Below are 16,563 nucleotides of genomic sequence, written 5' to 3' on the forward strand. Positions count from 1 at the left end.
TTAAAACCTCCCAGTTTATTAGGGACCTTTTGTAAATCGGATCCCGTGTGGGACGAGGGACCTGTCCCTGCGTCCCAGTTATGACCCCATTGATATTGTTTGTAGAATGGTGAAGTCTTTTTCTTTACCCCAATTGAATAGGATGAAGTCTGCTGGTGAGCCTACTTCAAGGGTTCCGACTCCGTCATCTGTTAGGCCAAAGAGTTCTGCGGGATGTAATGAAGCCATATTGATGACTTCTTCAAGCGAAAATAGCTCATTTTTTAACACCTTTTCAATTCCTACATGTAGTGGAGTAGCAGATCCTGCAAGGATATCTGGTGTACTTGCTAAATGTAGGAATCCATCTTCTTCAAGGACCACATCATCATTAATATGCGTGTGATAGCGACCTGGTGGTAAGCCTGCTAAATTTACAGCATCACTTGTTAAAATGGCCTTCTTGCCTTTAGCTCGAACCATGACCTTCAACGTCGAGTATGGCAGATGATGTCCATCTGGAATCAGTCCTGCCCAAAGTTGATCCTCTGCAAGTTGAGCCCAAATATAATTTGGATGACGCTTAATATAAGGATGTGCCCCATTGCCAAGATGAGTACTCATGGTAGCCCCTGCATTTACAGCTTTCTGTATATCTTCTTCCGTACTATTGGAATGTCCGATTGCTGCAACTACCCCTACTTTTGCTAGGTTTTCTATAAATGGTATTGCTCCTGGCTTTTCAGGCGCCAGCGTAACTTTGCGAATACGTCCCCCTGCAGCCTCTTGCCATTCTAAAAATTCATCCCAATCCGGATCTCGAACCCAATCTCGGTTATGTGCTCCTCGAGGACCATCCTCCGTTGAAATAAATGGTCCTTCAACGTGAATGCCAATAACCGCATGATTGACAACAGGGTCTATCTCACACGCCTTCGCTATTGTTTTAACACAGTGAAGGATCCTTTCTTTTGTTCCTGTTACAACCGTTGGACAAAACCTCGTTACGCCACCTTCTTGTAACACCCTTACAACATTTTGAATGGTCTCTACCGTAGAATCATGACTATTGATGTCAAAGCCACCAATGCCATTTACTTGAACATCAATCAACCCTGGCGCAATCCAATTTTCAGCCTCTTCCGTTGCTTTCGTGATCGAAGAAATTCTCCCATCCTTGACTTGAACTTCAATCGTCTCACCGGTAACCCAATGCTTTCCAACCCATTTTTGTACCATGTAACTTCCTCCCAACATCAATTTCCTTTATGGAACCTCTTTCAATAAGCTTCGGTTGGAGCAAAATATCAACTTCATTAAATTCTCCATCCAGTACTTCCAGTAGGATTTTACAAGCGATTTTTCCCATTTCATAGTTTGGTTGATGAATGGTTGTGAGGCCTGGCGAAATCATTGAGGAAACTTCAATATCATCAAGGCCCATGACACTCACATCATCTGGTATTTTTAAGCCCATCTCATTCAACTGTTTGTAAACACCTAGTGCAGTCATGTCATTACAAGCAAAAATGGCAGTTGGTGGATTCTGTAAGTTCATCAGTTTTTCAGTCAAGTTTCTCCCATTTTCGAATTCGTAACTATTCTCAATCGATTCATATTCATTTGTTGAAATAAGGATGTATTCTTCAGGTAAATCAATTTGATATTGAAGCATCGCGCTGCAAAATCCATCAAAAACACTTTTTCGACTAAATCGATCAAGAGGAGCAGAAATAAACCCTATTTTCCGATGACCTTTTTTTAATAAATGCTCTGCAGCCATAAAACCTGCTCTTTCATAGTCAAATAGAATTTGCTGACAATCAAAGTTCTCCATTTTTTGATCCAATGCTACAAGAGAAACACCTCTCTCCTGTATCTCAGAAAACATGGAATAGTCATTAGAAATGGATGAGACAATGATTCCTTTCACTTGATTTTCATACAACGTTTGTAAATAACCCTTTTCAACATCCGCACTTCTCCCTGAATTACATAACAAAACCTGCTTACCTGCTTGCCTCGCTACTTCTTCAATTCCCAACAGAAGTTTCGGATAAAAAGGATTACTTATCGAAGGAAGGATTACCCCGATATTTGTAGTAATTTTCTTCTTAAGCTGACGTCCAATCATATTAGGCATATACCCCAACAAATCAGCCGCTTCCTCCACTCGTTTCCTAAGTAACGGTCTAACTCCATATCCACTATCACTTAAGACCCTCGAAACAGTGGCTGGAGAAACTTTTGCTTCCTTAGCAATGTCGTATATCGTAATATTTTTTTTAGATTCATTCATCATAGTTCTCCTCGTTAGACTACATCATATAAAGAAGGGTACATCCTCAAATGCTGATTAAAGGAATGTACCTCGACTTTTTTAATTACGTTATTTTACATTTTTATCAATATCATCAATCATTGCTTCAACTTCTTCAATGAATGTATCAAGATCCATTTCACCTGTTAAATATTGTTGAAGTAGCTTTGGTACTTCATTGATTAGCACTGGGTATTCTTTATAGAATGGAGCAGTGACAGACTTTTCAATGATTGCAAGTAAGTTGTCTTTCCATTCTGCATCAATTTTATCGAAATGCTCTTTAATTACAGGAAGTTTCCCCCATTCCGTACCAGCTGCAATTTGGGTTTCACCATCCATTAAAGCCTCTTGAATAAATTGAACAGCCGCTTCTTGATTTTTAGAAGCTCTAGGAACAATGATTCCTGCCGTAAATGCATAAGAACCATTTACTTCTGAACCTGGAATTGGGATAACCGTTGTATTTCCTTCACCTACAGTTGGTTCAGCCTCAGGAGCGTGTGAACCACTCTGTAAAAGCATGGCAACTTGATCAGCCTTATAGTTATTACGGCCCGCATCTTTGTTTGTGAATGTATCGATTGAGAAAACGCCTTCGTCAGCACCCTTTTTCCAAATCTCTAGCATTTCTCTCATTTCAGGTGTATCAAATGTTAATACACCATCCTTGTCGTAAAAGGTTCCATTCATGGCTTGTGCAACTGAAATTAATGTGGATTGTGCATTTGGTCCCCACTGAATTGTCATACCTTGTTGGGTAACCTTACCGCCTTCAACCTTTGTCATTTTCTTTGCATATTCATAGAGTTCATTCCAATCTTTCGGTTGAATCACTTTGCCATCGGCATCTAAAAGACCAGCTTCTTCAAACATTTTCTTATTCACATTGATTGCATATGTTTCTAAGCTGATTGGAATTGCAAACTGGAAGCCGTCAATCTCACCAAAGCTAATCGAATTACCAACAAAATTTTCTTTTGCAGTAGGACCTTGGAAAAAGTCCGTTTCATTAAAATCAATTAGTAAATCCTTTGCGAGAAACTGGACAGCCGTTGCAGTTCCATCAACCATTGCGATATCAACATCTGTTTTTCCTTGCGACCATTGTAAGGCAAAAGTAGATAGTACTGTTCTGTCTGCATATGGAGAAATTTGAACTTGGATATCTTCATGATTTGCATTGAACTTTTTAACTGCCTGATCTAATTTTAGTTTTTCAACCATCCACGCATCGGCCCCGAGTTTTAACGTTACTTTTCCGCTATCTTTTTCTTCTCCACCTGATATCTTTTGTGTTGGATCTTTCGATGAACACGCAATAGGGATTAATAACACAATGGAAATAACAATCAAACCTAGTAATCTAGCAAATCTCTTCATACATCTACCCCCTGCAATTTTTTATTATCATTGAGAACCTACTCGCCTAAATAACAACAGCTCCTCCCTTCTACCCTTTAATTGACCCTTGTGAAATACCTTCTACCATCTGCTTTTGGAAAATAATAAATATGATAATTGGCGGTAGCATCGATAAGACGATTACTGCAGCCAAAGTACCAAACGCCCAAACCTCTCCTTTAAAAAGGGTTAGACCAACAGTTAATGGCATGGATGCCTGGTCAGTCGCTAATGTTTTGGCTAATGTGTATTCACCCCAAATGTTATAAAAGCCATGGATGATGATAATAATTAATCCATTTTTGGCCATCGGCAGCATCACTCTCCACCATGTTTGGAAGACGCCACACCCATCGATTGCTGCTGATTCCTCGATTTCTTTTGGAATACTTAAGAAGGTTGCCCTCATAATAAAGATGGCAAATGGAAGCCCCACCGCTACGTTAGGTAGGATCAGTCCTAGATTTGTATTTAAGATTCCTAAGCGATTTTCCATAAGGTACATCGGAATAAGAAAGATCGCCAGTGGAAGAGTGATTGTCATTAGCAAAGCAACAAGTAAGATATCTTGTCCTTTAAACGGCAACCTTGCAAATGCATAACCAGCTAACGCACTTAAGATTGTGATCAAGATAACCCCAACAATGGTGATGATGGCACTGTTTACAAAGTAATTTGAAAAGCCTTCCGTAAATATCTTGATATAGTTATCAAAGATGATATTATTCGGGAAAAAGCTTTGTGGTACCTGAAAGATCTCTTCTTCTGATTTAAATGAATTGAATAATGTATAAATGAACGGAGTAATGAAAAACAATGCTGCTGCGAATAGAATAAAATACTTAATCCCACTACTTAATCTTGAAACTCTCATCATCTTCCCCCCTTCATTACGCCTTTTCTTTCGTACGGTTAATATAGAAATTAATTAACGAGAATACGAGTGCTAATGTTCCAAGGATATAAGCCATCGCTGAAGCATAGCCCATATCAAAATACGTAAAGGCTGTATAGTAAATTTCTTGGTAGAGTACAAGTGTTGAGTTACCTGGCCCACCATCCGTCATGACCATCGGTTCTACAAACACCTTCAGACCATGTAGGATTGCCCAGATTCCGGTTAAAATATAAGTCTCCTTTAAGTTCGGGAGGATGATATAGAAGATTCTTTTAAAACCACTAGCTCCATCAACCTCAGCAGCCTCAAGGATATCCCTTGGAATCGATTGCAATCCTCCTAGGAATAGAATGGTTTCGAATCCGATCGTTGCCCAAAGACTTACTCCGATAATACTCGCCATTGCCGTATCCCCATTGTTCAACCAGGCATACGTCAAAAATGGCATATTTAAGACGTCACCTAATATATGGTTTAACAGACCATAGTTTTCTTGGAGAATCCATAGAAATACAAGTGCTGATAAAGAAACAGGAACAACAATGGGCAAAAAGATAATCGTGCTAAGAAAATTATTGAATCGCTTCGTATGGAATATGAGTAAAGCTAATGTTAATGAGATAACCATTACGAGCACAAAATAGGACGTTCCAAACACAAATGTATTTTTTAACGAAACGATAAAGTTTTTGTCCTTAAGAGCTTCAATATAGTTTTCCAGCCCTATAAATGTTGGCTTTGCATCATATACAAAATTGTAATCGTGTAAACTCATATAAAACGAGTAGACAAGTGGATAAACCATAAAAGAAAAAATAAATAAGAAAGCAGGAAGAATAAAAAGGATGCCATATAGTCTTTTTTTCTGATTCATCGATCTAATCTTTTTAGGTTTAACCACCTTGTTCTCTAGCATCGGCTGGCTTTCCATAAGCTTGCCTCCCTACATATAGAAATCGATTTCTAAAAATTGGTTATTGGTATTGTTTTAGGCTTTCCTTATTCAGTTCGGAAGAAGATTGTTCGTCTAAAAATAGAGTAATGTCTGGGTGGGTTTTAAGAATGGTTGCGGGAATCATGTTGGTGACATCTTTTTCAAAAACATCTTTGATTGCTTTTGCTTTAACTTTGTGAGGTACACAGGAGATAATCGTTTTACAACTCATAATTTGATGAACTGACATTGAAATAGCTTGATTTGGTACTTTGTCTACAGACTCAAACCATCCTTCTCTTACTTGCTGTGCTTTGCAATCGTCATCTAAATTTACAATTATGTAGGGGTCCTTTGTGTCAAAATCAGCTGGAGGATCATTAAAAGCAACATGAGCATTTTCTCCAATACCAATTAATCCTAGGTCAATTGGTTCTTTACTTATTTCTTTGGATAGCTCTTTGACCTTTTCTTGATAATCGCCTTCTCCATCTACAAAATGGGCTTTCTTTAAGGAAACAAAATCTACAAATCGTTCTTTCAGATACTTTCTGAAGCTGGCTTTATGGGATTCAGGCAGGTTCACGTATTCATCGAGATGGAACATTTCAACCTTACTCCAATCAACCTCCATCCTTATCAGATGATTGATGGTTTCAAACTGAGAAGCACCGGTAGAGAGCGCGAGTCTAGCACTACCCTTTTCCTTAATCGCTCGATTTAACACTCCAGCTGCTTGAGCCGCAGCTTCTTTTCCAAGTTTCTCAGGAGTTTCTAGTATTTTTACATTCACATTAATTCCTCCATCCTTTTTAGAAATCGATTTCTTTTTAATATTGTTAATTATCTAAATATTTATTAAATAATAGCACGTTCGAAAGACTACGACAACGCTTTCAACATATTTTTTTTCGGAAACTGTGATACTTTCTTCCTAGATGTTTTAAAATACGTTGAATTTCCGGATGTTATTCCTAGTTTTTAAAATAAAAATTGATAAAAGTTTTATTAGTTACCACGTTCGGTTTCAGGCGAATTTCTAGAAACTTTTCTAGGATAGGGAGAAATATTTCATTTTTTCCTGTTCTTTCCAGATTAAAAATGTTTGAATAACACATTCTAATAAAAAATAGTAGGGTGGTTATGTTGATAGCAAATTTTTTTAGAATTGCAAATGCAATTGTGTTATGGGCTATTGTTATATACTTTCTTCCAAAAAAATCGTTTAAAAGATTTTTGCCAGTTACTTTATTTTGTTCGTGTCTTTTGTTAATACAAACACTCTTAAACCCAATTTTTAACTGGTGGAAGGTTAAAGGAGGTACCAAATACATGGTATTTGATGCCTTAGCCTTTATATTTGGTCCCTTTTTTACAATTAATATGTGGGTGTTTCATTTTACTTATGGGAAATTTTCGCTCTATGCATTAAGCAATTTAATCATGGATCTCATTTTCGCCTTTCCCTTAAACGCTTTTTTTCAAAAGATCGGTCATTATAAACTAAAAAAGTTTAATTCTAAAATCATCTTTTTAATTTTCTACTCATTTTCTCTTTTGAATTACGCTTTTCAGAAATTCTTCGAAAAGAATAACTCGGAATTAACTAACCCTGAATCCAGTAAATAAACTGGATTTTTTTTAGTGTGTCAAAACTCTATAAAAAAAATGACAACCATATAGGTTACCATTTTATCTTTCGCATTTTATTTTGGTGGGACGTGGCCCGTCTAAATGATATTCATACCGACCTGTTCATCTTAGAAATTCTATAAGTTAACAAAAAAGTCCATCACCAAATAGGTGATGAACTGAATTGAACTAGATAAACTTTTTCTTAAATATAATTATGTGAGCTTTAACCTTAAACACTACCATTTTCATCACGGCAAACCAGTCCTGTCACAAATTGTAACCATGCATAGACTCCGGTTTTAACCGTTTCTGATACAGCAGAATCCTTACTTGGATCTAAGCAAACAAAGTCAATATGACGAACAGAAGAATGTCTACCAATCTCTATCAAAGAATCAAACAACTCAGTGGTAGATAAGCCTCCTGGTGTGGAAGCAGGTACCCCTGGGGCAACCGATATATCGAGTACATCCATATCAACTGTTACATACACCCGGTCCACTTTTTCCGATAACTTGTTAAGTGCTTCTTTTACAGTTTGAACAAATCCCGCTTTGCGAGCTTCTTTCAACGTTACCATTTGAATAGAATGTTCTTTGGCGTATGTAACCAGTGGTCTTGTATTAAAATAGCCATGCAAACCTATATTGATGATATCTTCTCCTCGGACGGTTGAACCATCCACCAATTGTCTTATTGGAGTTCCGTTTGCAGGTCCTAATTCAGCCGGATCACGTACATCCAGATGGGTATCAAGTTGCAGGATTCCAATGGACTCATCTGGAAAAGCTTCCTTAACCCCTCTTACTGCACAGGCTGTTATGGAATGGTCACCGCCAATCATTGAGGTGATCGTATTAGGATAGGATGATGCTAAGTAACTTGTAACCTCTTGTATTCGATGGTGGGATAAGGGAATGTCAGTAGTATGCATTACGATATCCCCTGCATCTGCAACCTTGTAATCTACTAAATCAATATCCTCATCGATGTTGTAAGTGGAAAAGCCTTTCCATATCCGACGAAATTCCGTTGGATATAAGGATGCACCTGATACACTAATTGAAGAGCGTGAAATCGGTGCACCATATAGAAGAAGATCTGGTTTTTCCTCCATATGATTAATTTGTTTGACCCACTGGTGAACATAAATTGGGTCATCTGTATTCACATTCCAAGACCATTCAGGTGGTTGTAGCCACTGCTTGCTCATAGTTACCTACCACCTTTACACCCTTTTTCCAGACGGCCTTTACATGGTTAACACCAAACAAATATTGTAATTCCTGATAGTTCTTCACATTCCATAACACCACATCTGCTTGCTTCCCGATTTCTAGCGAACCTATTTGATGTTGACGATTAATCGCACATGCTGCATTATACGTTGCAGCCGTTAATGCTTCTGCAGGTGTCATTCGCATAGTGATACAGGCCAAGTTCATCACAAGCGGCATCGATGTAGTCGGGGAAGATCCTGGATTACAATCAGTAGAAATCGCAACAGCTACACCTTCATCAATCATTTTTCTTCCATCTGCTGCTTCTTCTCGTAAATACAAAGCGGTTGCTGGTAGTAAGCAAGCAATTGTTCCAGCTTTGGCCATTTCTTTTATCCCATTTTCAGAGGCCTTCAACAAATGTTCCGCTGAAATGGCACCAACCTTGGCTGCTAATTCCGCCCCGCCATATGATACAATCTCATCTGCATGTATTTTCGGAATCAATCCGTATTTTTTCCCTGCTTCTAAAATTCGTTCTGATTGCTCAGGCGTGAAAACATCCTTTTCACAAAAGACATCATTAAATTCCGCTAATTGCTCCTCTGCCACAATTGGAAGCATTTCATTAATTACATAATCAACAAACTTTTCCTCTCTCCCTTTGTACTCGGGTGGAACTGCATGTGCTCCCATGAAAGTTGGAACAAGGTCAATCGGATGTGTTTCTTGTAGTTCTTTCATGATTCGAAGTTGCTTTAGCTCGGTTTCAATGTCCATACCGTAACCACTTTTTCCCTCGACTGTTGTGACACCATGCTGTAAAAAGGAATCTAAGCGCTTCTTTGTTTGAGTGATTATCTCCTCTTCTGTGGCCTGTCGGGTCATACGGGTGGTTGCATGAATTCCACCACCCTCATTCATAATCTCCATATAAGAGACACCTTCAAGACGCATTTCAAATTCACGCTCACGGCTTCCACCAAAAGCAACATGTGTATGGGGATCAATTAATCCGGGCGTCACCAAGTAACCAGATGCATCAATTACTTCAGCCGTTTCTATTCTAGTTTTAAAATTCTGTTCCACTTCTTGAGTCGAACCTACCCCTTTAATAATTCCGTCTTCGATCCATAGGCTCCCATCTTCAATTATTCCTAATTGAGACATGGCTTCCTTTGAACGGGGACCTGCCTCTTCGGATACAAGCGTTGCCAGCTGTCCAATATTTTTAATCCAAATCGGTTTTCCCATCTTATTTACTCTCCATTTCTAACATCGGAATGTTTACTCCTCTTTCACGTGCCGTTTTCTTCGCTAACTCGTAGCCAGCGTCTGCATGGCGTACTACACCCATTCCTGGATCTGTAGTTAGAACGCGTTCAATACGTGCTTCTGCTTCTTTCGTTCCATCCGCAACAATTACAATTCCTGAGTGGAGCGAATATCCCATTCCAACTCCACCACCATGGTGAAGGGACACCCATGTTGCTCCACCAACAGCATTGATCATTGCGTTTAAGATCGGCCAATCCGCTACGACATCAGAGCCATCTTTCATCGCTTCTGTTTCCCGGTTTGGTGATGCTACAGAGCCTGAGTCAAGATGATCACGTCCAATTACGATTGGAGCCTTTAATTCGCCATTTGCTACCATTTCATTAATAATTTTACCGAAACGCGCTCTTTCTCCATATCCTAACCAGCATATTCTGGATGGTAATCCTTGAAACTGGATTTTTTCCTGGGCCATACGGATCCAATTACATAAATGGTCATTGTCACTGAACTCACGTAAGATTACTTCATCTAGCTTATAAATATCTTCTGGATCTCCAGAAAGTGCAACCCATCTAAAAGGACCTTTTCCTTCACAAAATTGAGGTCGGATATAGGCTGGGACAAATCCAGGAAAGTCAAAAGCGTTTTCTACACCTTCGTCCTTGGCAACTTGGCGAATATTGTTTCCATAATCAAATGTAACTGCGCCTTTCTCCATCATTACAAGCATCGCCTTTACATGCTTAGCCATTGAAGCCTTAGATTCCTTCACATATTGGGTTGGATTATTTTTTCGTAACAGTGCTGCTTCTTCAAGGGACATGCGTGATGGTACATACCCGTTTAAAGGATCATGCGCAGATGTTTGGTCTGTAACGATATCTGGAATAAATCCTTTTTCAAGCATCTCCGGAAGAATATCTGATGCGTTTCCTATTAGTCCAATTGATAATGCTTTTCCTGTTAATTTCGCCTCAATAGCGATACGAATGGCTTCATCTAATGAATCTGTTTTTATATCTGTATATCGGGTTTCAATCCTTCGGTCAATTCGAGTTTCATCAACATCAATACCGATACATACTCCGCCATTCATTGTCACAGCCAGAGGTTGAGCACCACCCATTCCGCCTAGACCCGCAGTTACTGTAATCGTGTTTTTAAGTGTGCCACCAAAATGTTGCTTCCCTACCTCTGCAAATGTTTCGTATGTTCCTTGTACAATTCCTTGAGAACCAATATAAATCCAACTTCCCGCAGTCATTTGGCCATACATCATAAGCCCTTTTTGGTCGAGTTGATGGAATGTTTCCCAATTTGCATAGGCAGGGACAATATTGGAATTCGCTATAAGTACTCGTGGTGCATCTGGGTGAGATTTAAAAATAGCAACTGGTTTCCCTGATTGAACCACTATTGTTTCATCATTTTCCAATTCTTTTAACGACTTGACGATGGCATCAAAACAATCCCAGTTACGTGCCGCCTTTCCAATTCCACCATAAACAACTAAGTCCTCTGGCTTTTCTGCAACCTCATGATCTAAATTATTCATTAACATACGAAGAGCAGCTTCTTGCAGCCAACCTTTCGTATTTAATTCAGTTCCACGATATCGAATAACTTTTTGAGTTTTTGTTTGTTCCATCTCGATGGCCTCCTTTGATATAAAAACATAGTGATTTAGTTTCGTTCATATTTTTTAAACGTTAGAGCAGCTTACCAACCTTCTCTTCAACCACTGAAATAATCTCTCCCGAGTGTATAAATTCCTTCAAGATTTCTAAATAAGGGTAAAGATATGTATCTTCGTCCATTTTTGGTATGGATTGTTCAATACGTTCTAGCACAGCTGTTGAAGCTGAGCCGGGAGTCAAATTACTTTCAACAAATTGATGTGCATTATATATTGCCAAAAGCTCAATCGCTAAAATATATTCCAGTTTTCTTGCTATTTCTCGTGCCTTTTTCGCCGAGTTATAACCCATGGCTACATAATCCTCTTGATCTGCACATGTAGGAATACTGTCAACTGTTGCAGGTGTGGATAATAATTTCATATCATTTAGTAACCCTGCTTGAGAGTACTGTGGAATCATTAACCCTGAATTAAGACCCGCATTCTGAACAAGGAATGGGGGGAATCCTGAAAGATGTTGATTGATAATCCGATAGTTCCTGCGTTCAGACATTTTCGCTAATGCAGTTACTGCAATACAAGCTGAGTCCAATTCAATGCCTACGTAGGATGAATCGCAATTACTTCCTGAAATGGCACCACCATCTACCTCATCTGGCCATAAAACTGGGTTGTCACTACATGCATTCATTTCTATTTCAAAAGTATTCAAAGCATCAAAAAGTGTTTTTTTGGCAGCTCCATGAAGCTGCGGGATGGCACGTAAAGATAAGGCATCTTGTAAACGGTGATTAATCGACTGTTTTGCAAGTACCGAGTCCTCTAAGATCATTCTTACATTTGTAGCTGTGTTTTTTTGATGTGGGTGTGGTCTGACTTTCATCAAACGATCGTCAAATGCACGTGTGGTTCCCCTTAATACTTCTAATGACATTGCCCCGATGATATCTGCCGCCATAACAGCTTGTAACATGTCATACAAAGCTAAGGCTCCAATAGCAGTTGGACTAGTTGTACCACTAATTAACGCTAATCCTTCTTTTGCGGAAAGTTCAATTGGCTCTAATCCTACTTTTTGAAGGGCTTCTTGTGATGGCAATAACTCACCATCTACATAGGCCTTTCCTTCCCCTAGCAGAACCAAGGCGATATGAGCTTCAACACTTAGATATCCAACGGAACCTTCACGAGGTGCGAAGGGGATGACACCACGGTTTAAAAATTCTCGGTACATTTCCAACGTCTTGAGTCGGACCCCCGAATACCCTTGGCCTAAATTTTGTAACACCATTAGCATAATAGCCCTGACACTTTCCTCTTCTAGTGGTTCACCAACTGATGTAGCGTGAGACAAAAGAATATTCCTTTGCAAAACCTTCGTTTGATCGGCAGAAATAATTTTTGTGGATAGAGCGCCAAAGCCCGTATTGACCCCGTACATAATCCGTTCTTCATCAATCCACTTGTTTACGAGCTGACAGGACTTTTCTACCCGCCTTCTGTATTCGTCCGAAAACTCAACTTGAGTACCAAAACGCGCTATGGAGACGAACTCATCTAATGTAATTTCATGACCTAATACTACTTTTTTCATCTTGTTGCCTCCATTAACTTTTCTATTTCCTTAATCAAGATTATTTTTCAATTTTATCGAAAAAGAACATTTTGATTGCTGAACAAACTTGAAGTACAAAAATGAATAAAACAGCAGAACCACCTAGCGCAGCAAGGTATTTAACACCATCTACCCCTTGTTCCCCACCTGCAAATGCAACCATTACGTAAGCAATAATAGCAATTGAAATCGCCCATACTAGCATTTTCCATTTTGCCGGTTCTTCATCAAAACGAATATTCACAGTACATAACGTTGCAATTGAACGAACCATTGAATCTGCTGCTGTTGCAAATGAAAGGATTAATGCGATCATCACCACAGGAATAATAATTGCTCCCAAAGGTAGATTGGCTAAAAAGGCCCATAAACCGGCAACAGCTCCACTTTCTTTAATGGTAGAAACGAGATCGACTGTATTGTTTTGTTGCCAATGTAGGGCTGTCCCACCGAAAACTCCGAACCAAACAATACTAAATACAGCCGGTAGGATCCAATTGATTAACATGAACTGTCGAATCGTTCTTCCATATGAAATGACTGCAAGAAATATCCCCATTAATGGTGCGTAGGCAATCCAAATCGCCCAATCATATAATGTCCACCACATAACAAGTGCTTCTCCACCAATGATTCCCGGATCAAGACCCCAACCCCAAAAATTTTGTAGCCAGTGTGAAAAACCTGCCGTAGTCGTTTGTAAAATATAAAGGGTTGGACCAATAATGATAAGTGCTACTAAAATGACATAGAATACGGTGGTATTGATGTTCGCCATTCTGCGAATCCCTTTATCTAAACCATTCAAGGCTGAAAGCGTAAACATTGAAGTTATGATAAAAACCAGTATGAGCCAAACGATAGGTCCTTGCTTGATACCATAAAACGTCTCAATACCTGAACCTACTAAAGCTAAACCAGCTCCAAGCGAGGAAGCTAAGCCAAGTGCGATTGCCAAAACAGATAATGTATCAATAATCCCTGGCCAAATTCCCTTTGTGATCTTTTCACCAAACAATGGCGTTAAGGTCCCTGTAACAGACAATGATTGCTTACGATTAAAATACATATATGCAACTACTAATCCACTCAGCGAATACATTGCGTAAGGAATGAATGTCCAGTTGTATAGGGAACGTCCCATTGCATAAATGGCAGCCATAGAGGTACCTGGTTCGATTCCCGTATTTTCCATTTCCCCATATATGTTGCCAAAGTATATGATCGGTTCATTAACTCCATACGTAATGACTCCCGTAGCTATTCCACCAGTCAAAGCCATTGCAAACCATGCCGAGAATGGATATTTAGGTTTCGCCTCTGAACCCCCTAAGCGAATGTTACCTAACTTTGAAAAGGTTACGATTGCCACAAGAATTAGTGCAACAATGGATATAATTTGATAAAGCCAACCGAGTCCGCGTAACGATCCTACAAACCCATTCATTGAAATATCCGTCAACAATTGATTGTTCACAATTCCGAGAATGGCCCCTCCACCTACAACAAGAAAAGCCGGTACAAAAACTGATAATCGCGTCAATTGCTTTTTGTCTACAACGATTTTAGTAGCCCTATCATTTTCTGTTTTCAATGACATCATAGATTCCCCCCTACTTATAATTCTGAAATAGATAAAGAAGCGAAAAACGAAAGGACAACTCTTAGACTTAATACTAGGCGCTCGTTGACCTAACAGATAATTTTTCCTTATCCTAATATACTGAAAATTTTAACGAATATTTTCTCATAGAAATAGGTGATTCATTTTCGAATTATGATATTTTCTTTCGAATTTTTATATAAATAGGACTTTAAATATCCAAAAACTTATAATTTTTTACGATTATTGTAATTATTTACGTTTTTAATATTAATGAATTTTTTACTCCATTCCTTCTCTTATGTGCATACGATATTCTCGTGGAGATATCTTGGTCATTTCTTTAAATATCCGAGTAAAATAACTAGGATTACGAAACCCAACATGATATGCGATTTCTTTAATCGTTAGCTGCCCATCATGTAGGAGGCGCTTTGCTTCATTAATACGTATATTTGTTAAATACTGACGAAACGAAATCCCCTGCTTTTTCATTAATAAGTGGCTGTAATACGATGTACTCCTCCCGACAGCTACTGCAACATCTTCTAATGTTAAATCAGGATTGGTATAATGCTTTTCGATATAAAGGAGGCCTCTTTCAATTACATCTTTCTTTGAAAACACTTCACCCGTTTTAGCACGATCAAGTAAATCGTATAAAAACAAAAGGATTTCCTGCACAATTCGATATAGTACACGATTGAATAAAATCTCTGAAAATATTTTCATATAATATTCTTCCATTTCATCGTGATCGAGTTGATAGGTTTTCATGAATCTTCTGATCTGAGCTAGGATGCTTGTTAGGCGTGTCCTTAATTTTTCCGGATTTGGAAAAGGCGTTTCCATATGTAAAAACTCCTGATGCATCCATCTTTTTATTCGATGTTTATCAAAACTGTTTAACATCTCTACCCATTCCCGCTGTTCAGCAGAGGTTAAAAAGGGGTCTATTTCTCGCCACTGTTCATTAACTTCTTTTGGTAAAATGACTTGACGATACCCAATAAAAAACGTCATTTCTAACAGCCTTCTAGCCACTATATACATTTCATATACAGATTTCATTTCATTATTAGGCGGGATCACGACTGCAGCAAGAGGTTCGATGTTTGAAGCCTCCCACTCCCTTAAGATTTTAGATGCTTCTTCTTTTGTATGCTGTGTTGGATTTTTGAACAAACATACAACCATGTCTGATAAGGGTAAAATTGTTGGATGGTCCCTGAATGGAAAATAAGTCAAAAATTGTAGCAAATCCGAAATTTTTTTGTTATTCTCCACATGTAACAGCATTAATGAAATATCACCATTATTTTGTTCTTGATCTAAAAATATAGATTGATAAGAATAGCCTTCATCCTTGTTAGGTGAAAAAGTATGTATTGGTTCTCGACTTGCAAGTAGTGACAATGCCATTCTTAGACATTGCTTGATTTTTACCGGATCGAGTGGTTTAACAAGTAAATCAACACTACCTAATTCAATTGCCTGCTTTGCCCGTTCAAAGGTCGCTTCTGCTGTAACAGCAATAATTTTGGGTGAAAAGTTTTTCACACTCCTTCTAACTTGTGACCAATGTTCAGCCGGTATCATATCTAATTCCAAATACAGAAGTTCAGGAAGTTCTTTTTCAATCACAGCCATTGTTTCCTTTACTGTGTTCGTTACGAAAACTTTATTAATCGGGATCGAGTAAGTCGATATAAGCCATTCAATTGCAACACCTTCATTGTAATCCCGTTCTGCAATGACTATTTTCATAGTTTCCTTCGCTCCTTAAAATTAGTAATCTCATCTATACTTAACATCAAGGCAATCCTTCCCTTGACTGGAGTTCTCATCCTAACTACTACATTATAGCAAAGTGAAACCTGTTCCTCCTTTCCTATACTAAGATTTTAATACGACAGTATAACAGTCTAACCCAGGAGTCCCTTTTCCTCACAAAACCAATTGAAACAAACAATTGATAGACTTGAAAATTCCCCGATATCATTGAGTTCAACCTTTAAAAATCGTTTGTTTGAAG

The 16,563-nt window shown here is 38.5% G+C and carries 12 protein-coding genes; all 12 read right to left on the reverse strand.

The window, feature by feature from the left end:
- Positions 1–78: 78 nt before the first annotated feature.
- Positions 79–1,218: an N-acetylglucosamine-6-phosphate deacetylase gene (gene nagA / locus AC6CHV_RS16365; protein ID WP_440272387.1), complete on the reverse strand. Its 1,140-nt coding sequence runs from the start codon at positions 1,216–1,218 to the stop codon at positions 79–81.
- Entirely contained in the window at positions 1,178–2,278 is a 1,101-nt protein-coding gene (locus AC6CHV_RS16370; protein WP_440272388.1) for a LacI family DNA-binding transcriptional regulator, read from the reverse strand. Before AC6CHV_RS16370 ends, nagA begins: the two co-directional genes overlap by 41 nt.
- 90 nt (positions 2,279–2,368) lie before the next feature.
- The gene (locus tag AC6CHV_RS16375; protein WP_440272389.1) at positions 2,369–3,682 is read right to left on the reverse strand and encodes an ABC transporter substrate-binding protein; all 1,314 of its coding nucleotides are present in this window, start codon (positions 3,680–3,682) and stop codon (positions 2,369–2,371) included.
- 70 nt (positions 3,683–3,752) lie between these two features.
- Positions 3,753–4,577 (reverse strand): carbohydrate ABC transporter permease, encoded by an 825-nt coding sequence (locus tag AC6CHV_RS16380; protein WP_440272390.1) that lies wholly within the window; start codon positions 4,575–4,577, stop codon positions 3,753–3,755.
- 16 nt (positions 4,578–4,593) lie between these two features.
- Positions 4,594–5,532 carry a carbohydrate ABC transporter permease gene (locus AC6CHV_RS16385; protein ID WP_440272391.1) on the reverse strand — a complete coding sequence of 313 codons (939 nt, stop codon included), beginning with the start codon at positions 5,530–5,532 and terminating at the stop codon, positions 4,594–4,596.
- 43 nt (positions 5,533–5,575) lie between these two features.
- The gene (locus tag AC6CHV_RS16390; protein WP_440272392.1) at positions 5,576–6,328 is read right to left on the reverse strand and encodes a glucosamine-6-phosphate deaminase; all 753 of its coding nucleotides are present in this window, start codon (positions 6,326–6,328) and stop codon (positions 5,576–5,578) included.
- 1,071 nt (positions 6,329–7,399) lie between these two features.
- On the reverse strand, positions 7,400–8,383 hold the full coding sequence (locus tag AC6CHV_RS16395) for an agmatinase family protein (protein WP_440272393.1): 984 nt from the start codon (positions 8,381–8,383) through the stop codon (positions 7,400–7,402).
- Positions 8,355–9,644 carry an imidazolonepropionase gene (hutI, locus tag AC6CHV_RS16400; protein ID WP_440272394.1) on the reverse strand — a complete coding sequence of 430 codons (1,290 nt, stop codon included), beginning with the start codon at positions 9,642–9,644 and terminating at the stop codon, positions 8,355–8,357. Before hutI ends, AC6CHV_RS16395 begins: the two co-directional genes overlap by 29 nt.
- Before the next feature lies 1 nt (position 9,645).
- Complete coding sequence (gene hutU / locus AC6CHV_RS16405) at positions 9,646–11,319, reverse strand: urocanate hydratase (protein WP_498079236.1); 1,674 nt, start codon at positions 11,317–11,319, stop codon at positions 9,646–9,648.
- A 61-nt stretch (positions 11,320–11,380) separates the two neighbouring features.
- Positions 11,381–12,904 (reverse strand): HAL/PAL/TAL family ammonia-lyase, encoded by a 1,524-nt coding sequence (locus AC6CHV_RS16410; protein ID WP_440272396.1) that lies wholly within the window; start codon positions 12,902–12,904, stop codon positions 11,381–11,383.
- A 40-nt stretch (positions 12,905–12,944) separates the two neighbouring features.
- Positions 12,945–14,528: a BCCT family transporter gene (locus AC6CHV_RS16415; protein ID WP_498079237.1), complete on the reverse strand. Its 1,584-nt coding sequence runs from the start codon at positions 14,526–14,528 to the stop codon at positions 12,945–12,947.
- Positions 14,529–14,810: 282 nt separating this feature from the next.
- Positions 14,811–16,295, reverse strand: coding sequence for a helix-turn-helix domain-containing protein (locus tag AC6CHV_RS16420; protein WP_440272398.1), 1,485 nt, complete (start codon positions 16,293–16,295; stop codon positions 14,811–14,813).
- Between the last annotated feature and the right edge of the window lie 268 nt (positions 16,296–16,563).

The sequence above is a fragment of the Ferdinandcohnia sp. GQ5 genome, assembly GCF_059759275.1.